Source organism: Arachnia rubra (assembly GCF_019973735.1).
GTDB lineage: Bacteria > Actinomycetota > Actinomycetes > Propionibacteriales > Propionibacteriaceae > Arachnia > Arachnia rubra.
The window spans coordinates 2,580,822-2,600,870 of record NZ_AP024463.1 but is presented as its reverse complement, the minus strand read 5'-3'; the positions used below and the strand labels follow the sequence as shown (position 1 = coordinate 2,600,870).

The window sequence follows — 20,049 nt, the reverse complement described above, 5'->3', positions numbered from 1 at the left end:
TGTGGGAAGAGGCCTAGGCGCGTCACCGCCCGGCAGGCGACAAGCAAAGTACGCGGGCCGCTGACAGACAGCTGCCGTGTTGCACCGCCTGTAGTGAACCCGGGTCATCGTGAGCGCTCTGCGAGTCGCCTGGGGTCTTGAGAGCTGTGGGATCCCCTGGAAGGGTGGGGGGCATGACGCAACCGATTCTGCCAGACAGACGAATGATCCTGGGCATATTGGGCGCTTCAGCTTTTAGCGCTGGTATGTCAGGGCGAGCCCCCGAGGCCTACAGCATGACACCGCAGGGCGGAGAATACGGGGATGTGATTCTTCATGCCTACCGGAGCGATGGGGCGCTCCTGGACTTTGCCGCCTTCCGCGGTCGCCAGAGCAACGGTGCCGGTGAGAGCGGCTATGACGACGTGCTCCTGAACTCCGAGTCGCTCACCGTGGCGCAGTTCGCGCCGCTGGAGGAGACGGAGGAGGCGACGGCAAAGCTAGCTCTACCCGGAGCGGGCCCATACACCCTGGCCCTGTCCTGGCCGACGAGCCATGGCTATTCCGCGTTGCTGGCCGATCTACCAGGTCCCGGCACCTACGACCTGAATGAGCTGGCGGCCCGCGCCCTGCACGACCGGCAGGCGCAGCAGATCGCGGCAAGCCCCACACCCGATGACACCATCGTCAAAGCGCGGAAAGCCACCGAGGAAGAGTTGGCGCGTTGCGATGCGCTCGGGCTGGGCGCCGACAAGGGAGTCTCCGCCGCCCGCTGCCTGGAGCTGGCGGCGGAGGCCCAGCTGATGCTGGACCGGGCACCGACAGCCAACGCCCCAGCCGAGGCCGCCATAGCGGTCACTTTCACGAAGGTTCCCGCAGCAGCTCAGATCAGTGCCTTGAGTGCGATCACGGGGGGAAAGCGCACACCAGCCGTGCGACTGGTGGTCAGCGACCTCAATGAGGTGTCCGCCTGGGCCCAGACCGTCGACGGGATCCATGCCGTGGGCGGACTGGCCGTGGTGCAGGTCTGCGACTCCTTCGAGCTGGCCGGGATGTCGATGACGCAGTACCGGGAGCGGCTTGATGTGCTGATCAGCGCGCTGTCGGCGGCCGACGCATGGGAGGTCGGCAATGAGCTGGGCGGCAACTGGCTCGGGAGCGACGCGGTGGAGAAGACCACCATCGCTGCCCAGCGGGTCCGGGAGATGGGCAAGACGACACTGCTGACGATCTACTATCAGCTGGGTCAAGACGACGAGGCCCACTCGACCTTCACATGGATCGAGCAGAACCTGGACTCTGGTCTGAAGGACCTGGTCGATGTGGTCGGCCTGTCCATCTATCCGCAGCAGCACCCGCTGGGGACCGCCGCAGACCGGGTGATGTCGGCCTTTGAGAAGGCATTCCCCGGCAAGAAGGTGGCCGTCACCGAACTGAGTTATGGCGGCGCGGACCTGGACGGCGCGCCATGGTGGTTTGGATCAGCCACCGACCTGCGCCAGGCCCGCCGCGCCGTTGCCGAGCACCTGACCAGCGTCGGCCTGGGCCGGGTGAAGTCTTGGGGTGCGCCATTCTGGTGGTACTACCTGGAGGATGAGACCCCAGGAGCTGCCGGCGGGCCGGTCAGCGACGTGCTGGCTGAGGTCGCCGCCAGGGGTGCCTGAATCGCAGGGACGGCGACCCGGGACCGCGCTGTTCTTGGGCGTGCCCCGTCCGAATCCTTGCCCGGGAACTCACAGACCGGCGTCCGTCAGTCAGCGGTGCTGGTGGGGAGGCGGCGGGCACCTCGCAGATCGTGGATCATCCCGAAACGCTCTATGGCGTGGGGGAGCGCGACCTCCCGCAAGTATCTCACCAGCTCCGTCTCGCCCTCGTGCTCCAGGTGGGCCAGCAGGCTGCCGACATCGTCGGGGTGACGGTTCTGGCTGGCCTTCGCCTTGCCCTGGATCTTGTCCACCGTCACCTCGACTCCGACGATGGCCCGCGCCATCTTCCGCAGCTTCTCCTCGCCGACTGCGTCCAAGACCTCGGGTGGCTCCATCCGGGCGGTGAGTTCGCGGGCCGCCCTGAGGGCCGCTTCGGGGGCGGAGTTGAAACGGACCGCTCCGGTGATGTGGATGGTGATGTAGTCCCAGGTCGGGACGTTGGGCAGGTCCTTGTTGGTGGCATACCAGTGGGGAGAGACATAGGCGTCGTCGATGTCGATGATCACCAGTGCCGGCGCGGTCACAGGCTCGACGGCCTGGGGGTTGTTCCGTGTCAGATGCGTCACGAGCACCTGCCCGCAGTCGCGTTCCTCGAGATGGAAGGGGACGAAGGTGGCCTGTGGCCCGGAGGCATGTACCGTCACGAGGTTCCCGGCCCGGACCCGGCCAAGCAGGTCAGCGAGCCGGTCTTCGGGAATCTCGAAGTGCTTCGCGACATACACGCCGCCAGCCTAGCCGGGGCGGCTAGTGGTTCCCGCCTGGAGCGCGGCTATCTCACGCCGCAACCTCAGTAGGGCCAGCCTGCGGTCCAGCTGCCGGATTCCGCGGCCCGTCCGGCTGAACTGCTGATAAACCCAGCGAAGCAGCAGTACAACCAGATACCAGCCGCTTTCCACCACCAGGATTGCTGTGAAATTGGTCTCAGTGAGCTGGCTGCCAAGAACTACGATAGTGGCAGCCAGGGCGGTCAGGGCTGTGGTGCATTCAAATATGGTGCGCACCGCCCATGCCCCAGAACGGGCTAAACGATTGTTCCCAGGCTTCATTGCCTCAGCCAATACGTCCTTCCGCTTGGTGGTGAAGGTGTAGCCCCAGAAAAACCGGATCCACGCAATTGTGAGAAGAGAGAATGAGAGCGTGACCCACGGAGAGGCCACATTGTAGGTCATGTACCAGATGAGGGGAACAAGACCGACGACTGCCAACAGAGTCAATACCGTGAAATGTGTTGCCAGAAGCCGCCATCTCATGTGCCGGAGCAGGTCCTCCCTGGAGGACCGGACTCTGGCGGTTTTCTTTTCCCGTCTGCTTTTGCTGCCCTCCTGGCTGCTGCGCTCTCTGCCGCGTCTTCCCAGGCGGGCGGTGACCTCGTTGGCGTTTGCCTGGGACAGGGCGGTTTCCTGCTGGGTGGAGCGCGTCAGGCGCATCCTGTCGTTCTCCAGCGAGCGAGCCCGGACCGCGATCATGAAGCCGCAGGTCAGCACGCCGCCAACCGGAAGGAACAGCAGAATCGGTGCCCGGACGGTGATCCATGGGATGGTCAAGGCGATTGTCGTGCCGGTGAGGCCGGCGAGTATCAGGACCACGCTCTCCCGAACCTGCTGGAGTGCGACTTGCTCATTGGTGGCGCTGCTGTCCCTGTCTGGGATGCGATTCCCCTGAATGGAAAATGCGATATATAGTGGCGTCAGGAATACGAGAAGGACGGGCAGTGTGATCGCGATGAGCTGTATGAAATCAGCTGATGTCAGATCTGTCCAGATTTGTGAGATCCGGCCTGGCAGGGATGCGACAGTAGGCCAGCCTTGCCCGTATATCAACCGGCTGATAGGGTAGACCAGCAAAATAAGCGTCGCGGTGAATAAGGTGATGCCCAGGCTGGATAATAGGGTGACCCGCCAATGCCCCCTCGATATATTCCTGATGTGTGAATAGGTGCGATCGTCGGCTGCGGGGTCAGCCTCCCCGGTAGGTGTGACGGCCTTTGCCGCATCTATCGGTGTTTCTTGTATCGGTGTTTCCTGCCGCGGGGGAGCGGCAGTCTTGATGACCTCCTGTGGTTTCTTCCGCTGCTCCTTTGGCGATTGTGCCGGTTCTGGTTTCCCGGGATCTGGTGCGGACCGTGGGCTTTGAGCTTTGCCTGCACGTCCGGCGTCCCGGAGCCGTGTCGGCTCGGGCCTTTCAGGTTCCGGCGCGGGAGCTTCCTCGCCAGGTGGCGCGGGCACAGCGCCGCCTGTTGTCGACGGCGCCTCCTGTAGGGCCCGGACCGCGTCCGGCTCCTCACGGCGCCTGGACGATCGGGCGTAGGCGGGAGTGGTGTCTGTGAGGGTGCCACGCCGGGGTTCGAGATCTGCCTCAGGCACGACGGGCAACTCGGAGCTCTCGCCTGGGAAGGCCAGGTCAGCCTGTTGCGAGGCAGGCACCTGCGGACTCTTCGGCGGCTCGTCTCTCGTCTCGGCGGGTGCTGCGGGCTTCCCAGCCTCTGACGGACTCGCCGGTGGAGCGGGAAACAGCCCGTTCGCGCGGGGATCGGGCCGCTGCTTGGAGGGCCTCGACAGGTCTGCCCACAGCGTCTGAGGTGGTGCGAAAGGGGAAGGCATCGGCGGAAAGGTGCTCTCCGGGGAGTCAGGCCAGGCGGTCTTGAGGGCCCTGTTGACCGCGGTCCTCAGCTTTGCCTCCTCCTCTGGCGGCGCGCTGGGCTCCTGTGGGGAGGCGCTGGCCTTGCGCTGTGGCTCGCTGGCCTCGTGTTTCGGCGCCCTCGCTTCCTGCGGCATGGCGGCGAGCTCAGCTGCGTCCTCGGGGCTCTCCCGCTTGGGGAGTGGCTCCAAGGCCGTTTCCTGGTCGTTCATCTTTCCGGCTTGTGTCTCCGCCATGTCCGCTCCGGTCTCCTGATTGACAACCTTCCAGATGCGCGTTTGGACATCGATCCCAACACTCTACGTTCCAGATGCTCCAAAATTGGATCTCCTGCGAATGTGGGGGGTGTCGCGGAACCCGACGGGGTGTCCTTAAATCGCCTGGATGTGGATTCTCTGGGTGACGGAACCGGAAACTGGGATCTACTAGGGGATACGCCTGGTCCATTCCTTCGTGGCGAACTTATTTTCCACTAGCTCCGCGGCTGCTGAGAGCTCGTCGTCGGTGTAGTCGCGGCGGCGGGTGGAGTAGCGCGACTCGAAGTGCTTCAGGAAGGACGCGATGATCTCGTCCCGGGGCATCTGGGTCTGGGAGCGCAGGGGATCGACACGTTTGTTCGCCGATTTCGTTCCCTTGTCCGAGAGTTTCTCTCGCCCGATGCGCAGCACTTGGAGCATCTTGTCGGCGTCGATGTCGTAGGCCATCGTGACGTGGTGCAGCACCACTCCGCTGGTGAGCCGCCGCTGCGCCGCGCCCGCGATCTTGCCCTTCTCGGAGGCGATGTCGTTGAGCGGAACGTAGCGGGCCTTGACCCCCAGCTCCGCGAGCGCGCCCATCACCCACTGGTCCAGGAACTCGTAGCTGCGTTCAAAGCTCAGGCCTTCCACCAGCGACCCCGGCACCAGCAAGGAATAGGTGACGCAGTTGCCGGGCTCCATGAACATCGCGCCACCGCCCGTGATGCGGCGCACCACGTTGATGCCGTGACGTTCGCGCCCCTCCTCGTCGATCTCGTTGCGGTAGCTCTGGAAGGAGCCGATCACGACCAGCGGCTGGTTCCAGTCCCAGATGCGCAGGGACGGCCCGATCTCCCCGCGCGCCAGGCGGCCCGCCAGCACCTCGTCGAGGGCGACGTGCAGCCGTGGGTCGAGAGTGACCGGACCGATGACGTCGAAGGTGTGGTCGTCCCAGTTCGTGGCGTGCCCCAGCGCGCGCCGCACCGCGATGCCCACCGCCTCCGGGGAGAAGCCCAGCATCCGTGTCCCTTCTGGCAGCCGGGTGTTGATGGCCGCTGCCAGGTCCGCCACGGAGGAGTTGTGTGGCAGGCCGTTCAGCGCCTGCACGATGTCATCTAGCGCATCGTCTGGTTCCAGGAAGAAGTCGCCGGAGACCACCACATCGGTCAATCGCCCGTCGGAGACCTCCAGGTCGACCGCCACCAGTTTTCCGTCCGGCACCTTGTATTCGCCATGCATGCAGTGGAGCCTACGGGAGATTGCGGGATACGTATATGCCTTGTCATCCGGCAGTGGATGGTTCCGGCGGCGGGGTGGTTGTCGCAATCCTGCGACGAACGCGGTCCGTGCCGCTGAAACCCGACATGCTTGATGCGTCACACGCAAACCACCTCCTGAAGGAGCAGTCATGAAGACCATGCTTGTCCGCACCGCCCTCGCCGCAGCTGCTGTCGCCAGCCTCGGGTTCGCCGCCTGCTCCGCGGGTCTTGAGGCCACGCCGAAAGATGCGCCCGTGGGTGGTGGCAGCACGCAGTCGGCGCCCGTCTCCCCCGCCGCGTCGAGCACCGCCTCCGCATCGAGCACCGCGTCTGACGGTAGCGTTACGGCTCCAGGGGTTTCCGTCGGACCAGGTGGGATTTCCGCTCCCGGTGTCAGCGTGGGATCCGACGGCAACATCTCGGCTCCCGGGGTCTCCGTCGGATCTGACGGTAGCGTCACAGCGCCCGGCATCTCGGTTGGCCCGGATGGGATTTCCGTGTCCAAGAGACCGTCCGCATCCGACACACCGTCCACATCTGATACATCCGATGGGTCTGCTACGGACTCACCGGCCGGAGGCTCGGTCTCCAGGACCTGCGACGGCGACGATGACGTGGTGGTGACGAACAACAATGCCGAGGCCACGTTCTCAGGTCACTGCGCCTCCATCACCATCAAGGGCGGCAACGCCACCGTCAGCTACGAGTCGGTGGGCCGGCTCATAGTTCAGGGCAATAACGCCGATATCACAGGCGGTGATATCTCGCAGGCCGAGATCACGGGGAGCAACGCCACTGTCACCTCCAGCGGCAGGCTCAGCGAGGTGGAGATCTCCGGTAACAACGCCACGGTCACCGCCAGCGGTGGTGTCAAGAACGTCAAGGACACGGGGTCCAACAACACCGTCTCCTGAGCGATCCCTAAGATCCCGGCACCCCTACCAGCACTACCTGGTGTAACCGGGTGGGGTGGTTGATCCGGCAATGTCTCTTCCCGGCACAATATGGCTGTTCCCTCCCGCCCACTCATGCCTGTGGAGAAAAATGAAAATCAACCTGATCCGCACCGCGCTCGCTGCCGCAGCCGTCGCCGCCCTGGGACTGTCCGCCTGCGCTGCCGGCACTGAGACCAAGTCTGCCGATAACTCGCAGGCCGTCTCTACCACCCAGGCCGGAGGCAATGCCAGCAAGGACGGGGGATCTGTGAACGCTCCCGGCGTCTCCGTCGGTCCTGGCGGGGTCAGCGTTGGTGCCACCGAGGGCGCAGGTGGTTCCGGCAATAGCAGCAGCGACAAGAGCTCCAGCGATGACAGCGACGATAAGAGTGACAAGGACGACAAGAGCGACAGCGACGGCAAGCCCTGCTCCGGCCAGTCCACCATCACCGGGAGCAATGGCTCGGTCACCTTGACGGGGCACTGCGACACCATCACCGTCAAGGGCGGTGGCAACGTCATCACCTTCGAGTCTGCTGACAAGCTGATCATCGAGGGCGAGGGGAACAACGTCACCGGCAAGGACCTCGACGAGGTGGAGATCTCCGCCAACGGCAACTCCGTGACTGTCCCCGACGACCTGGACGCGGTGAAGCTGACTGGTAACGGCAACACCGTCATATCTCAGGGGGCCAAGAAGAAGGACGACAAGGGCACCGGCAACACCATCGCATGACAGCTGTCCTGGTCGTCGACGACGACCCCATGATCCGCGACCACCTCGCCCGCACCCTGGAGCGGGCGGGGTTCGTCGCCTTCACCGCCGCCGACGGCGTCGAGGCGCTTGAGCTGGTCCGCACACGGCATCCCGATCTGATCGTCCTGGACGTTTTGATGCCTCGCGCCGACGGACGGGAGGTGCTGGCCCGGCTGCGCCGAGGCGGCGACTGGACACCCGTGATCCTGCTGACCGGGGTCGGCCAGTCCGGTACCCGCGCCGATGCCTTGGAGAAGGGAGCCGACGACTATCTCAACAAGCCCTTCGACCCGGCTGAGCTGGTGGCCCGCATCCGAGCGGTGCTGCGGCGCGGCCAGGTGGGACAAACCCTCACCCACGCATCCCGGATAACCGGCGGTGGGTTGGAACTGGACCGGCTGGCCAAGACCGCGACTGTCCGCGGGCAGGCCGTGCAGTTGACCCCGAAGGCCCTGGCTCTGCTGGAGTATCTGATGGTGCATCACGGTGAGACCTTCGGCCGCGACCACCTCCTGGAGCAGGTGTGGGGCGTCGAGTTCGCCATCACCACCCGGGCCGTCGACCATCGTGTCGCGGAACTGCGCAAGGTGCTGGGCGCCCGGGGCCTTGAGGTCATCGACACCGTCCAGGGAGTCGGGTACCGGTTCCACCCCGAGGTTCGTGCCGCGTGAGGAGGCTGGGCTGGGTGTGGGCCATCGGCGTGGCCGGCCTCATCGCATCTGCTGGCCTGCGGATCGCCGGGGAAACCCGCATCTTCAAAGTGGGTATCGAGGTGTGGGTGCTGCCGCTGCTGCTGGGGGTGCTGGTGCTGGGCGTGGTAGTTGTGCTGCGGTGGCGCCGGGGCAAAGGCCGCCGCGCCGTCGAGGAGGCCACGGAGCGCGCCAGGGCGCAGGCCCGGGAAGCGCACCGCACCTTCGTCGGGAGGCTCGACCATGAACTGAAGAATCCCCTCATGGCGTTGCGGATGGGGATCGGCGAGGTGCAGGACGTGGCGCTCGCGGAATCGATGCGCGCCCAGGTGGACCGGCTGGCCTCGCTCGTCGCCGAGCTCCGCAAGATCAGCGAGATCGACTCCTACCCGGTGGCCGACGAGCCCGTGGACATCACGGAAGTTGCCACGGAGGCGATCGAGACCACGGTGCCACAGGACCGCGACCTGGTGGTGGCATTTCCCCGGGCGCCCCGCCCGCTGCCTCCCGTGCGCGGCGACCGCGACCTGGTGTTCCTGGCTCTCTACAACGTGATGAGCAATGCCGTGAAGTACTCTTCGCCCGGCGCGACTTTAGAGGTGCGGGGAATCGAGGACCGCGGGCATGTGGTGGTGGACGTCTCGGACACGGGTCGCGGCATCCCGGCCTCCGAGGTGGACCAGGTCTGGGGCGAGCTGGCCCGTTCCAAGGAGGTCCGCCACATTCCCGGCAACGGTCTGGGCCTGCCGATGGTGGCTGCCGTGTTGCGGCGTCTTGGTGGCTCCTGTGAGCTCAGCTCCATCGAGGGACGTGGAACCACCGTCAGGATGCGCCTGCCGCTGCTGTAGATGCCGCAGGGGAGAGCCCCTAGTGGAGCACGCGAGCCAGGAAGTCCTTGGTGGCTGGGTCCTGTGGGTCGTCGATCACCTGCTCCGGAGGTCCTTGCTCGACGATGCGTCCCTGTTCCAGGAAGACGACCCGGTCGGCTGCGGAGCGCGCGAACCCGATCTCGTGGGTGGCCATCAGAATGGTCGAGCCCGTCGACTTCAGGTCCAGCACCAGATCCAGGACCTCGCCCACCAGCACCGGGTCGAGGGCCGAGGTGATCTCGTCGAGCAGGAGGAGTTCGGGATCGGTGGCCAGGGCCCGGACGATCGCGACGCGCTGCTGCTGCCCGCCGGAGAGCCGGTCGGGAAACGCAGCGGCCTTGTCGCTCAGGCCGATGCGCTCCAGCAGCTCCTTGCCCCTGGTCTCCGCGGCGTCGCGGGCGATGCCGTGCACCTTCCGCGCTGCCAGGGTGATGTTGTCCAGCACACTCAGGTGCGGGAACAGGTTGTAGTGCTGGAACACCACTCCGATCCGGGCGCGCACGGCGTCGACGTCGATGCGGGGGTCGGTGATGTCTGCCCCGGAGAGGAAAATCTGCCCGTCGTCGACTCTCTCCAGGAGGTTCGCGGTGCGCAGCAGCGTCGACTTCCCAGAGCCCGACGCTCCCAGCAGCACCACCACCTCGTGGCTGGCGATGGCCAGGTCGAGACCCCGCAGCACCACGTTGCGGCCGAATCGCTTGACCACCCCCTGCATGTCAAGGACCGGGCCCGTGTGGTTTTCAGGGCTAGCAGGCTGCAGCTTGGCCATCAGACCGCACCTCCCGTCTGCTCGCGTTCACGTAGCCGCGCTGTGTACCAGTCCGAGAGCCGGATGAATGGCCAGCTGAAGACGACGAACAGCAGGCCCGCCACCACGTAGGAGGTGAAATTGTACGTGTTGGCCTGCTGGATTTGCGCGGCACGGATCGCATCCACAGCGCCCAGCACGGAGATCAGACCGACGTCCTTCTGCATCGAGATGAAGTCGTTCATCAGGGCCGGGGTCACCTTCCGCACCGCCTGCGGTATGACCACGTAACGCAGCGCCTGGCTGTGGCTGAGCCCCAGGGAGCGGGCTGCGAATCGCTGCGATGGATGCACCGCCTCCAGCCCGGCGCGCAGCACCTCCGCCACGTAGGACGAGTAGGTGAGGATCAGCGCGACCGTGCCGAGCAGCGCCGCCGGGATGCGGGTAGCCGGATTGAGCGCCGGGATACCGAAACCGATCAGGTACAGCACGATGAGGAACGGCATGCCGCGGAACAGGTCCGTGTAGGCGGCGGCGAAGAAACGCAGCGGGAAGAACACCGGGCCCCGCAGCGACCGGAGCGTCGCCAGGATCACTGCCAGGATCGCGACGCCGATTACAGCGAAGAACAGGATCTGGATATTGAGCCACAGCCCCATGGCCACGGCAGGCAGCGCCTCCACGAAGTAACGTGCCGAGAAGAACGTCTCGCGGGTGATCTGCCAGCCAGGGGAGTTCTCCAGGATCAGCCAGATCACCACTGCGAATGCGACTGTGGAGACCGCTGAGATCAGCACCGACCTGATGGTCTGCTGCCGGCGGTAGCTGCGCCTTCCGAGCTCTACCTGGCTGATGTTCTCGAGGTCGTCGACTGTGCTGTTCATCAGCCGGCTCAGCTCAGGACGGGGACGTTGACCGAGTCTGTCAGCCAGGTCTTGACCAGGGAGTCGAGAGTGCCGTCGGCGCGGAGGGCATCAACAGCCTGGGTGACGGGGGCAGTCAGGGCGGACCCCTTCGGCAGCACCAGGCCGTACTGGTCGCCGCCGGTGGTGTCGGCGAACTGGCCGATCGCGACCCCGTTGTCCAGTTCGGTGGCCACCAGGTACAGCGCTGTCGGCAGGTCGACCACAATCGCATCCACCTGGCCGCCTTTGAGCGCCTGGACCGTGTCCTGCGAGCTGTTGAAGACAGCAGGGGTCGTTGTCGGCGCCACCTTTTCCGTCAGGGTCTTGTAGCTTGTGGTCCCGGTCTGCGCACCCAGCAGAGCGCCCTTGAGAGCCTCGATACTGGTTGCGCTGGCCACCGGTGAGCTCTTCAGAGTCACCACGGCCTGGGCGCTGGTGTAGTAGGGCGAGGAGAAGTCGACGGCGTTCTTGCGCTCCTCGGTGATGGAGAACTGCTGCAGGTTGAAATCCCAGTCCTTGGCGCCAGGCGCGACAGCAGCATCGAAGGTGGTGCGCACCCAGACCACATCCGAGTTTGCAAAGCCCAGTTTCCCAGCGACGGCGTAGGCGACTGCGGCCTCGAAGCCTTTGCCGGAGGCGGGGTCGTTGTCCTCCACCCAAGGGGAGTAGGCCGGTTCACCGGTGGCGATGGTCAGCTTGCCCTGGGTGACGGTGCTCAGTGCGCCTTCGGAGGAAGTGCCAGCCGATGAGGTGTTCTTCCCATCGTCTGCGATCGTGCAGGCGCTGAGCAGGGCGGTGCCAGCCAATGCGGTGAGCGCAGCACGACGGGTGAGGAGGAAGGCCATTTCTGATGCTCCTAAAGGTCAGGTCCCGGGACGGGCCAGCTGAGTTCATGCACAGCCTAGTGCCGCAAGTCGTAATTTCGCCGGTGTCCGTCGTCCCTGGATGCGGCACCTCGCTTCGTTAGCCTCGCTTGGGGTACGGTCCATAGCGTTTCGCTTGGTTGCCTTGGCTTTCAGGCCAGTTGCCAGTCGTCATAGGTGAACTCCGGCGAGACGACGCAGGTCGCCAGGCAGTGAGAGCCACGGGCGAAGGTGCGCTGCCAGCGCCCGGCAGGCACCAGATGCTGCACCGTTGCGCTGTCGATGATCCTCGGCTGCGGATCCTCGACAGGCTCTGGGCCGTTCCCGCCGTCGTGGATCTCCAGGCTCCCGGGCCCATGCCAGAGCCACAACTCATCCGAGCTCACGACATGCCAGGCGGCCTCCATGTCCTCACCGAGCAGGAAGAGGATCGCCGATGCTGTGGCGCGTTCCCCATTCGGGGTGTCCACCCGGACAGGTGCCGTCCACGTCCGCCGGAACCATCCGCCCTCCGGGTGAGGGGTCAGGCCGAGGGAGTCCGTGAGGCGCAAAACGTCGTCATTCACGGCTCATAGCCTAGGACTCACTGGCATGAGCCAGCGGGGCGTATGCGGGGCGCGTACCATGTGAACCTCATCGGCAGATTGGCGAGCAATCATGTCATCCCTGGGAAGCGGTCATCACGCCAGCGCAGCTGGCCCTCGATCAGCGTCGCGACCTGGCGGCCTGCACCCAGCCGGACCACGTCGTCGATGGTGCCGATGACGTCGCTGACGGGCACGTCGAGGATCACCATGTCGGCGATCGCTCCGGCCTGCAGCTGTCCCACCCGGTTGCGGCCGGTTCCCAGGCCGAGCGCCGTCGCGCCCCCCAGCGTCGCGGCATGCAGCAGGCGGCGGCCGAGGTCGGTGTGGGCGTACCCCTGCTCCCGGGCCAGGTCGTAGAGTTCGGGCAGCTCACCCAGCACATCAAGCGACGGCGACGAGGAGAGCGAGTCAGTTCCCACCGCGATCTGATTGCCCTCCGCCAGGTAGGCCGCGACGGGGGGAGCAGCGAGCCCGATCACCCGGTTGGAGCGTGGGCACAGAGCCACCGTCGTGGAGCGGGCGCGCAGCCGCCGCCGGTCGTCGGCGGTCATGTAGACGCCGTGCGCCACGTGACAGTCGGGACCGAGCACCCCGAGCTCGTCGACGAACCGGGCCGCCGAGTGCCCGACACCCCTGGCGCGCAGCGCCGTGAAGGAGGTGGAGACATCGGAGCGCCACAGGTCCGCCAGGTCGCCCTCGCGTCCCTCGGCCCATTCGGCTTCCAGCTGCGACTCACCCAGGTGGATGTGCAGCCGCAATCCCCGCTGCCGGGCGATGTCGGGCAGGTCGAGCAGGGGTCTCGCATCCAGCGAGTAGGGGGCGTGTGGTGACAGTCCCACCGCGGGCGGGGTGGGCATCCCCTCCAGCGCCGCGATCACCTCGTCCTGCCCGTGGCTGGCCCAATCCTCGTTGGTCCAGTCCATGACCTCCCAGTACGCCACCCCGTGCAGGCCCGCATCGTGCAGGGCCGAGGCGGCCGAGGGGTCGGTGACGACGTCGGCGACCGTCGTCACGCCGTGCCGCAGGCTCAGCTGCGCTCCCTGGCGTGCGGAGGATGCCCAGTCGAGGGCCTGGGCATCGTAGATCTGGTTGAAGGCTTGGGCCCAGTCGTCGAATCCGTGGTATTGGCCGTGCCCGAGCACCGCCATGCTGGTGTATTGGAGATGCGTGTGGGCGTTGACCAGGCCAGGAAGGATGACGCCCGGCCAGTGGACCTCCGTGAAGCGGATGCCGTCTTCCCGTAGTGCGCGCACCACCCAGTCGCGCTCCCCGACATGCAGGATGCGCCTCCCACGCACCGCGACCGCTCCGCCCAGCACGGAGGGGGCGGTGATGGGGATGACCAGGCCGGCGGAGTAGACCTGCACCGGTTCTGGGGCATGCCTGGGCAGTGGTGGGTGCGGGGAACCCGGCGTGGCGGTGGTGAGGGCGGCCCGGGCGACGGCGTCGTCGGCCTCCCGCGGCAGTGAGTGCACTCCGGGGGGCAGGTCGCGGTGGTTCAGAAGGTGTCGTATCGCTGCCACCTGGACGCCGAAGGAGAGGTCCATGATCTCGATGGGATTGCCTTCGCCGGCTGTGACGTTGATGCAGTTCCCCCGATCTAGGATGCGCACAGCCCGACCGCTTCGCAGGGCCATGACGTCGTCACTGACCCAATGCGCTCCGGCTGCCTCGGCGTCGGCCATCGCGACCTCCTGCTCCACCCCGCCGATGACAGCGACGACGGCGCCTTGGCGCAGCTGTGTCAGGTGGGCGGCCGTGATGGTGTGACGCACGCCCGTGGCTGAGACGACCAGGTCGGCGTCCGTGACGAGGGCATCGAGGGGTCCGGTGCGGTGCCCGTCCATGCGGGCCTGGAGTTCGCGGACCGGATCCAGCTCAGCGACGGCGACCCGCCCGCCGAGCGCGGCGGTGAGTTTCGCGAAGCCGTGGCCGACGTCGCCGTATCCCGCCACGACCACCTGCTTGTCCCAGAGCGGCCAGCCGTGCTGGCCTGGGTCGAGGAGGTCAAGGATGGTCATCAGGCAGGACTGGCCCGTGCCGTAGGCGTTGTCGAACAGTGTCTTGGTGCGGGCATCGTTGGAGGCCATGACGGGAATCCGCAGCCTGCCTGCCTGCTGCCATTCCCGGAGCGGGCGTAGCCCAGAGGTGGTTTCCTCAGCCGCGCCGATCAGGTGATCCAGAGCACCCTCGACCTCGTGGGCGAGCCGGATCAGGTGTGAGCCGTCGTCCAGGAGAAGATGCAAGCCACAGGACAGGAAGTCGCGGGCGAGCTGCTCCTCCCGGGTGGGGTCCGGGTCGGCGAAGACGGTCAGCCCCGCCTGCCGCAGGGCGTCGGCCACGGCAGGGCGTACCTCCTCGGCGTGGCCAAACACGAAGACCTCAGCGCCCGCATCCGCCAGCGCCAGCGCCAGCACAGCGGTCTTCGGCTCCAGGACCAGCGCTACCCCGATCCGTACGCCTGTCAGGTCGAGGCTGGAGGCGGCGTCGAGCGTCACCGGCATGTGGGATCGCGCCCAGGCCAGGCGGTCCTCGGGCGAGTCAGCGGGGGAGAGAATGCTCCCGTCGGGGGCAAACACAGAGTCCGCGGTGACGGTGATCATTCCCTCGACCGGCGAGTCCGCGAAGACAGCAGTGGCATCCGGCGTCCCGAGCCGAGCGCCCATAGCCCGCAGAACCCGTGCCAGCTGACGGTTCCGGGGAGTGCAGAACGCCCGCCCGGGGATGCTGAGGTTGGTGGCAGCCGCGAACCGGCGAAGCGCTAGCTGCGCGGCGGAGCGGTCGGTCACTCGGTCTGCCGCCCTTCTGCTGTAGCCGCGACAAGGTCGTCAGTCATCAGCTGCCCTTCCGTCAGAGGTCATGATGCGAACAGTCTGCCAGCTCTCAGCAAAAGAGGCCTCCGAGACGCCGGCAAACTAGTTTATAACAAAGTAGAAATGTTGAATTTATGTCAACCGTGCTAAATATGAGCAACCATAGGGGTTTATTTGCCATGATATGTCGTAGAGATTAAGTCAAAAATTATCTATGATAAGTTGATTGCCCGAGTGTGCCTAGAGGCTTATTCATAGGGGTGTTTTGGCTTTCCCCAGCTAACACTTTACCCGAGGGGGATGTGAGGGCGGCTTGCCCGATCTGAGATAATTCAAAATGCAGAAAGAAAACCCTCAGATGAAAGACAAGCCGCCGCCGTGAATACTACCACAAGCCTTGACCGTGACCAGATCCTCAACCTGTGCGAACTGATCCACACATCCCGTTCCGGAAACCTTCCCCCGGCAGGGTCCCGTGTCCTGGGCTTGTTCCGCTGTATCCAGGTCACTGTGTTGATATTGCGGCACAATCTCACCCAGGAGTTGCTGGCCGACATCCACACAGTCTCCCAAGCCACCATCTCACGAGTGGTGGCGGTCTACACTCCCCTGATCGCCGAAGCCCTCCAGAACTGGGTGCCCAGTGTGGGGGACCTCGACCCGGACCGTCAGTACATCATCGACGGTACTCTGGTGTCCTGCTGGTCGTGGCACGACCGTCCCGAGCTGTACTCAGGCAAGCACCACACGACGGGGGTGAACCTGCAAGTGGCCTGCACCCTGGCCGGACAGCTCGCCTGGATCTCCCCGCCCCTGCCGGGTAGTGTGCATGATGCAAAGGCCATCAAGGAATCCGGCTTCCTCGCAGCCCTCGACAGTCAAAGTCATATTGGAGACAAAGGCTACATCGGATTGGGGATGATCACCCCCGCGAAGAAACCCGCCCATGGTGAACTCACCGACAGCGACAAAAGAAACAACACGACCATCAACCGCGTCCGCTACCTCATCGAACGTGTCATCGCGAACGTCAAAACCTGGCGTGTTCTACACACCGATTACCGCCGCCCCTACAACACCTTCGAAACCACAATACAAGCCGTCACAGGACTCATCTTCGCCTACAGTCTATGAATAAGCCTCCTAATATATGCTGATCTGGGAAGATTCATGTCCAAGATTCGATATTAAGTTAGAGTCGATGTTCAATTTTTGAGAATGCTGAACGGGGAATATATAAAACCCTCAACGGGTCCAGCTTTTATAGTTTAAAAAGATAGCCGATTGATTTATTTAGCGACAAATAAAATAGTTGCAATGGAGCCCAGCTTTTGGAGCTGGGAAAAGCTCACCGCATACTCATACAGCTCCTGATCATCGAAGCCCCGCAATGGAGCCCAGCTTTTGGAGCTGGGAAAAGATCAATCCTGGCAGGCGGGGTGGTTCTCTTCATCGCGCCGCAATGGAGCCCAGCTTTTGGAGCTGGGAAAAGCACGTCCTCCGGTTCATGCCCCGGCCGCAGATACCTGCCGCAATGGAGCCCAGCTTTTGGAGCTGGGAAAAGAAGATAGCCCCTTTGTTGATCAGCCACGCGAGGAGCATGCCGCAATGGAGCCCAGCTTTTGGAGCTGGGAAAAGCAGGCACCCACGACCTCGCCAACCTGCATCAGCGGCCTGCCGCAATGGAGCCCAGCTTTTGGAGCTGGGAAAAGTCGAAATCACCGCCAGCCACATCTGGTACATCCGGCCGCAATGGAGCCCAGCTTTTGGAGCTGGGAAAAGTGGTCACGCCACACATCAACCGCCACTGACCAGCCCTGCCGCAATGGAGCCCAGCTTTTGGAGCTGGGAAAAGTCGAAATCACCGCCAGCCACATCTGGTACATCCGGCCGCAATGGAGCCCAGCTTTTGGAGCTGGGAAAAGGATCAACTCGATGTCACCGACCTGGGACGCGGCCGTGCCGCAATGGAGCCCAGCTTTTGGAGCTGGGAAAAGCCATCGAAGTCCAAACCTACTTCGTCCAGGATCCTCGGCCGCAATGGAGCCCAGCTTTTGGAGCTGGGAAAAGGGCCCTCACCGAAGAGGTGGTGACCGAGGCCATCCAGCCGCAATGGAGCCCAGCTTTTGGAGCTGGGAAAAGTCCCGTCCGACCGAGTCCTCCAGCCAGAGTGTCCAGTCGCCGCAATGGAGCCCAGCTTTTGGAGCTGGGAAAAGTCCCGTCCGACCGAGTCCTCCAGCCAGAGTGTCCAGTCGCCGCAATGGAGCCCAGCTTTTGGAGCTGGGAAAAGGAGCCGCAGCATGCCATTCCTTCGCGTTACCGAAATGGCCGCAATGGAGCCCAGCTTTTGGAGCTGGGAAAAGGGACGATCCATCCTCGTCCACGGCAAAGGCGGACACGCCGCAATGGAGCCCAGCTTTTGGAGCTGGGAAAAGTCGCCAGCATCCGCCGTCAGCAACACCGACTCGTCTCGCCGCAATGGAGCCCAGCTTTTGGAGCTGGGAAAAGCAGAGCTGGCTACCTACCTCGCCAAGTTGCAGAGCCAAGCCGCAATGGAGCCCAGCTTTTGGAGCTGGGAAAAGGCGGCCCGAGGTATCTCCAGGAGTCGGTCCCGATGGGCCGCAATGGAGCCCAGCTTTTGGAGCTGGGAAAAGGGCCAGCCACCCCACTTGACTAGCAAACCTTGTTTACGTGCCGCAATGGAGCCCAGCTTTTGGAGCTGGGAAAAGCCGACCTCCTCCAGGGGGAGTTCTCGTGGGTGTGCGATGCCGCAATGGAGCCCAGCTTTTGGAGCTGGGAAAAGCTACAACGTCAATGCCGAAGTCGAGCGTGTCCTGCTGCCGCAATGGAGCCCAGCTTTTGGAGCTGGGAAAAGCGGCAGCAACTCCCCGCTATGGTCGCGCAAGACCCGGCCGCAATGGAGCCCAGCTTTTGGAGCTGGGAAAAGAGCTCGCGATTTTTTCACCAACTGACTACCAGTGTTGCACATCTCTGCGAGCAGCGGAAGTTCTGGGGCAGACGAGTCGGGTTGTTGCTCCCTGACAGGCTTGGGAAACTCGCGTTGACTAGGGCGCGAGCGCTCCCCAGGGGGACGGAGGGCGCTGGAGCGCTCGCTAGACGATCTGCGGGCCTCGGGTGGGTAGCTCCTCGCGGGCTCCAACGAATATGAACCTGTCCTCACCGATCTCTCCTAAATCAACAATCACCACCGAGTCTACTGCTAGGTTCATAATTTCTTCTCCGGCTGATCTTAGATGGATCAGTTCTGACTTGTTGAGGTCGCAGATGAAGACGGAGTATTGGAGTCGTTCTCCGTGGGCTTCCATCAGTTTGCAGATTTGTCTGAGTCGTCCAGGATTACGGATGTCATAAGCCACTAGATAACGACGCCGTTGTGTTTTCATCGAGTCACCATCGCCGTGTATTGTTCGATTTCCTTGGTGAGGGAGGCTCCCAGGATACGGGCTTGGATGTCCATGATCCTACGGTAGGTCGCTTTATAACCGAACTGGGGATGTGTGATTTCTTGCTCGAGACGACGTTCGTATGCCCGCAGCACTGCCTTACGTCCACTTGACTCCAGCATGCAACCGCCAGCGCGGTGCCGGAAATCATTCGGACCGACCTCTCGGTTATTCAGGACCTGCACCGCCACGCTCTCAGCCACCAGCGGACGAAACTCCTCTGCTATATCCAAAGCTAGCGCGGGGCGACCAAACCTTGGTTTGTGGAATACTCCGAAGTATGGGTCAAACCCAATCGATGCAAGAGTTGCTGTCAAATCTTTTACCAGTAGGGAATAGCAGAATGACAGAAGGGCGTTGAGAGGGTCAGGCGGTGGGCGTCGAGAACGTCCGTTTTCTTTGAAACCTGAGATGTCTACGCGTGAATTTGCCCCTATCATGGCTGGGAAACTGCCAAAATAAAGTCGTGCAGCGGCTCCCTCTATGCCTAATAACTGGCCAGGAGAGCTGGCTTGAATAGCCTGGGAAGCCAGCTCTTTGAGTTGGCTTTCGATACGCTCAGCCTCAGTGCGTGAATTCCGACGTAGCAGCGTTCTGCTGTTGCGAATCTTCCCTGAGATCATTCGACAGGCGATTGCCAAACGATCCCTGTCTGATGCCCCGAACTGTGCTATTTGCAAATCCACATTTTTTCCAGGCAGTCCGGCAGCCATTCCTGCGAACCAACCGCCGTATGTGAACCACAGCACGGGTAGTTCGCGGGACATTAGCTCTCGTAGAGCCTGCGAGGACACGGTTACGTTACCGAAGATGCATAACTGACTCACGTCGATAAGGCGATAGCTGGTTTGCAATTCCCCATCGAGTCGTATCTCTAGTCTTTCGTGCCGAATTCCTGCCGTGGCTCCCTGCAGCGTCACATATACGGGGCGGCCTTCCACAATAGGGGCTAGTAGTCGTTTAAGTGGCCGTCGTTCCTTCGGGGGAGTTCTTAGTGCTCCGAGCTCATCAGGCAGACAGATTCCGACTAGTGAACAGCGAGGACATTTGGGGCTGTTTCGCAAGGGTGGCGGAGGGTTCGGATCTGCCGCTACACGCCATACCTCCTTGAGAGTTTCCGAGACTTCATCGAGTGCGGCTTCATCGACGTAAATTGCCACACGTTGCCGGGTTTCAGCGTACCAGAGCTCTGCGCGATGAACTGTATGTCCGGCTTCTCGTAGCAGCAGCGCCTGGGTCAGCAGCTGGATTCTGTCGCTGGGCCACGGCCTCCCGGCCTTGTCCGGATGACCCTTCTTATAGTCGACCGGAATGACGGAACCGTCTCCGCCGTCCTCCACCACGTCTAGTTTCGCCACCAGTCCAAGCCTAGGCGAGGAGAGCGATACCGAGCGCGCCACTCTCCCGTCCCAGGCCTCAGATTTATCGGGCAGATCCCCTGACGCTTTATCCACCACACGATGCACATAGCGGCCCTCCTCCACATCATCGTTGGTGGCGAAGCGGGACTGTACCCACTCCAGATGAAAAAGTCGTGGACAGTACAGGAATTCGTTAAGCATGCGTGCCGGGACTATCTCCGGCAGCCCGGGGATATCCGGC

The 20,049-nt window shown here is 63.6% G+C and carries 16 protein-coding genes and 1 CRISPR repeat array; of the genes, 6 read left to right on the top strand and 10 right to left on the bottom strand.

Annotated features, from left to right (window positions below; genetic code table 11):
• The first annotated feature begins 275 nt into the window (after positions 1 to 275).
• Complete coding sequence (locus tag SK1NUM_RS11820; RefSeq protein ID WP_212322218.1) at positions 276 to 1,643, top strand: glycoside hydrolase family protein; 1,368 nt, start codon at positions 276 to 278, stop codon at positions 1,641 to 1,643.
• 86 nt (positions 1,644 to 1,729) lie between these two features.
• On the opposite strand, the gene SK1NUM_RS11815 is transcribed toward SK1NUM_RS11820, so the two are convergent.
• The 3 genes from SK1NUM_RS11815 to SK1NUM_RS11805 all read right to left on the bottom strand — a co-directional run bounded on the left by SK1NUM_RS11815 (position 1,730) and on the right by SK1NUM_RS11805 (position 5,797).
• A complete protein-coding gene (locus SK1NUM_RS11815) occupies positions 1,730 to 2,407 on the bottom strand; it encodes an FMN-binding negative transcriptional regulator (RefSeq protein WP_212322216.1) in 678 nt (225 codons plus the stop codon).
• A 9-nt stretch (positions 2,408 to 2,416) separates the two neighbouring features.
• A complete protein-coding gene (locus tag SK1NUM_RS11810; RefSeq protein ID WP_212322214.1) occupies positions 2,417 to 4,534 on the bottom strand; it encodes a hypothetical protein in 2,118 nt (705 codons plus the stop codon).
• Positions 4,535 to 4,747: 213 nt separating this feature from the next.
• Positions 4,748 to 5,797 (bottom strand): lipoate--protein ligase family protein, encoded by a 1,050-nt coding sequence (locus tag SK1NUM_RS11805; protein WP_212322212.1) that lies wholly within the window; start codon positions 5,795 to 5,797, stop codon positions 4,748 to 4,750.
• A 169-nt stretch (positions 5,798 to 5,966) separates the two neighbouring features.
• On the opposite strand from SK1NUM_RS11805, the gene SK1NUM_RS11800 reads away from it, so the two are divergent.
• The 4 genes from SK1NUM_RS11800 to SK1NUM_RS11785 all read left to right on the top strand — a co-directional run bounded on the left by SK1NUM_RS11800 (position 5,967) and on the right by SK1NUM_RS11785 (position 9,046).
• Complete coding sequence (locus SK1NUM_RS11800; protein WP_212322205.1) at positions 5,967 to 6,731, top strand: DUF3060 domain-containing protein; 765 nt, start codon at positions 5,967 to 5,969, stop codon at positions 6,729 to 6,731.
• Positions 6,732 to 6,861: 130 nt separating this feature from the next.
• A complete protein-coding gene (locus SK1NUM_RS11795) occupies positions 6,862 to 7,488 on the top strand; it encodes a DUF3060 domain-containing protein (protein ID WP_212322203.1) in 627 nt (208 codons plus the stop codon).
• Positions 7,485 to 8,180 carry a response regulator transcription factor gene (locus tag SK1NUM_RS11790; protein ID WP_212322202.1) on the top strand — a complete coding sequence of 232 codons (696 nt, stop codon included), beginning with the start codon at positions 7,485 to 7,487 and terminating at the stop codon, positions 8,178 to 8,180. Before SK1NUM_RS11795 ends, SK1NUM_RS11790 begins: the two co-directional genes overlap by 4 nt.
• Positions 8,177 to 9,046 (top strand): sensor histidine kinase, encoded by an 870-nt coding sequence (locus tag SK1NUM_RS11785; protein WP_212322201.1) that lies wholly within the window; start codon positions 8,177 to 8,179, stop codon positions 9,044 to 9,046. Before SK1NUM_RS11790 ends, SK1NUM_RS11785 begins: the two co-directional genes overlap by 4 nt.
• Before the next feature lie 19 nt (positions 9,047 to 9,065).
• Here the strand turns inward: SK1NUM_RS11785 and SK1NUM_RS11780 are convergent, their stop codons facing one another.
• The 5 genes from SK1NUM_RS11780 to SK1NUM_RS11760 all read right to left on the bottom strand — a co-directional run bounded on the left by SK1NUM_RS11780 (position 9,066) and on the right by SK1NUM_RS11760 (position 14,959).
• A complete protein-coding gene (locus SK1NUM_RS11780) occupies positions 9,066 to 9,836 on the bottom strand; it encodes an amino acid ABC transporter ATP-binding protein (RefSeq protein WP_212322200.1) in 771 nt (256 codons plus the stop codon).
• A complete protein-coding gene (locus SK1NUM_RS11775) occupies positions 9,836 to 10,699 on the bottom strand; it encodes an amino acid ABC transporter permease (RefSeq protein ID WP_212322199.1) in 864 nt (287 codons plus the stop codon). Before SK1NUM_RS11775 ends, SK1NUM_RS11780 begins: the two co-directional genes overlap by 1 nt.
• A gap of 8 nt (positions 10,700 to 10,707) precedes the next feature.
• On the bottom strand, positions 10,708 to 11,565 hold the full coding sequence (locus tag SK1NUM_RS11770) for an ABC transporter substrate-binding protein (RefSeq protein WP_212322198.1): 858 nt from the start codon (positions 11,563 to 11,565) through the stop codon (positions 10,708 to 10,710).
• Between the two features lie 170 nt (positions 11,566 to 11,735).
• On the bottom strand, positions 11,736 to 12,149 hold the full coding sequence (locus tag SK1NUM_RS11765; protein WP_223927551.1) for a cupin domain-containing protein: 414 nt from the start codon (positions 12,147 to 12,149) through the stop codon (positions 11,736 to 11,738).
• A gap of 89 nt (positions 12,150 to 12,238) precedes the next feature.
• On the bottom strand, positions 12,239 to 14,959 hold the full coding sequence (locus SK1NUM_RS11760) for an adenosylhomocysteinase (protein WP_212322197.1): 2,721 nt from the start codon (positions 14,957 to 14,959) through the stop codon (positions 12,239 to 12,241).
• A gap of 402 nt (positions 14,960 to 15,361) precedes the next feature.
• On the opposite strand from SK1NUM_RS11760, the gene SK1NUM_RS11755 reads away from it, so the two are divergent.
• Positions 15,362 to 16,117: a transposase family protein gene (locus SK1NUM_RS11755; protein ID WP_212321357.1), complete on the top strand. Its 756-nt coding sequence runs from the start codon at positions 15,362 to 15,364 to the stop codon at positions 16,115 to 16,117.
• A 177-nt stretch (positions 16,118 to 16,294) separates the two neighbouring features.
• Positions 16,295 to 17,930: direct repeats of the CRISPR family, unit length 36 nt; unit sequence GCCGCAATGGAGCCCAGCTTTTGGAGCTGGGAAAAG.
• A gap of 166 nt (positions 17,931 to 18,096) precedes the next feature.
• Here the strand turns inward: SK1NUM_RS11755 and cas2 are convergent.
• Both cas2 and cas4g/cas1g read right to left on the bottom strand, forming a co-directional pair.
• Positions 18,097 to 18,387, bottom strand: coding sequence for a CRISPR-associated endonuclease Cas2 (gene cas2, locus SK1NUM_RS11750; RefSeq protein WP_212322195.1), 291 nt, complete (start codon positions 18,385 to 18,387; stop codon positions 18,097 to 18,099).
• On the bottom strand, positions 18,384 to 20,009 hold the full coding sequence (cas4g/cas1g, locus tag SK1NUM_RS11745; RefSeq protein ID WP_212322193.1) for a CRISPR-associated endonuclease Cas4g/Cas1g: 1,626 nt from the start codon (positions 20,007 to 20,009) through the stop codon (positions 18,384 to 18,386). Before cas4g/cas1g ends, cas2 begins: the two co-directional genes overlap by 4 nt.
• Positions 20,010 to 20,049: the final 40 nt, after the last annotated feature.

What these genes read in the sequence shown, in the direction of transcription:
- SK1NUM_RS11820 (WP_212322218.1), top strand. Translation starts at nt 276, where the DNA reads ATGACACCGCAGGGCGGAGAATACGGGGATGTGATTCTTCATGCCTAC.
- SK1NUM_RS11810 (WP_212322214.1), bottom strand. Translation starts at nt 4,534, where the DNA reads ATGAACGACCAGGAAACGGCCTTGGAGCCACTCCCCAAGCGGGAGAGC.
- SK1NUM_RS11805 (WP_212322212.1), bottom strand. Translation starts at nt 5,797, where the DNA reads ATGCATGGCGAATACAAGGTGCCGGACGGAAAACTGGTGGCGGTCGAC.
- SK1NUM_RS11800 (WP_212322205.1), top strand. Translation starts at nt 5,967, where the DNA reads ATGAAGACCATGCTTGTCCGCACCGCCCTCGCCGCAGCTGCTGTCGCC.
- SK1NUM_RS11795 (WP_212322203.1), top strand. Translation starts at nt 6,862, where the DNA reads ATGAAAATCAACCTGATCCGCACCGCGCTCGCTGCCGCAGCCGTCGCC.
- SK1NUM_RS11790 (WP_212322202.1), top strand. Translation starts at nt 7,485, where the DNA reads ATGACAGCTGTCCTGGTCGTCGACGACGACCCCATGATCCGCGACCAC.
- SK1NUM_RS11780 (WP_212322200.1), bottom strand. Translation starts at nt 9,836, where the DNA reads ATGGCCAAGCTGCAGCCTGCTAGCCCTGAAAACCACACGGGCCCGGTC.
- SK1NUM_RS11775 (WP_212322199.1), bottom strand. Translation starts at nt 10,699, where the DNA reads ATGAACAGCACAGTCGACGACCTCGAGAACATCAGCCAGGTAGAGCTC.
- SK1NUM_RS11770 (WP_212322198.1), bottom strand. Translation starts at nt 11,565, where the DNA reads ATGGCCTTCCTCCTCACCCGTCGTGCTGCGCTCACCGCATTGGCTGGC.
- cas2 (WP_212322195.1), bottom strand. Translation starts at nt 18,387, where the DNA reads ATGAAAACACAACGGCGTCGTTATCTAGTGGCTTATGACATCCGTAAT.
- cas4g/cas1g (WP_212322193.1), bottom strand. Translation starts at nt 20,009, where the DNA reads ATGCTTAACGAATTCCTGTACTGTCCACGACTTTTTCATCTGGAGTGG.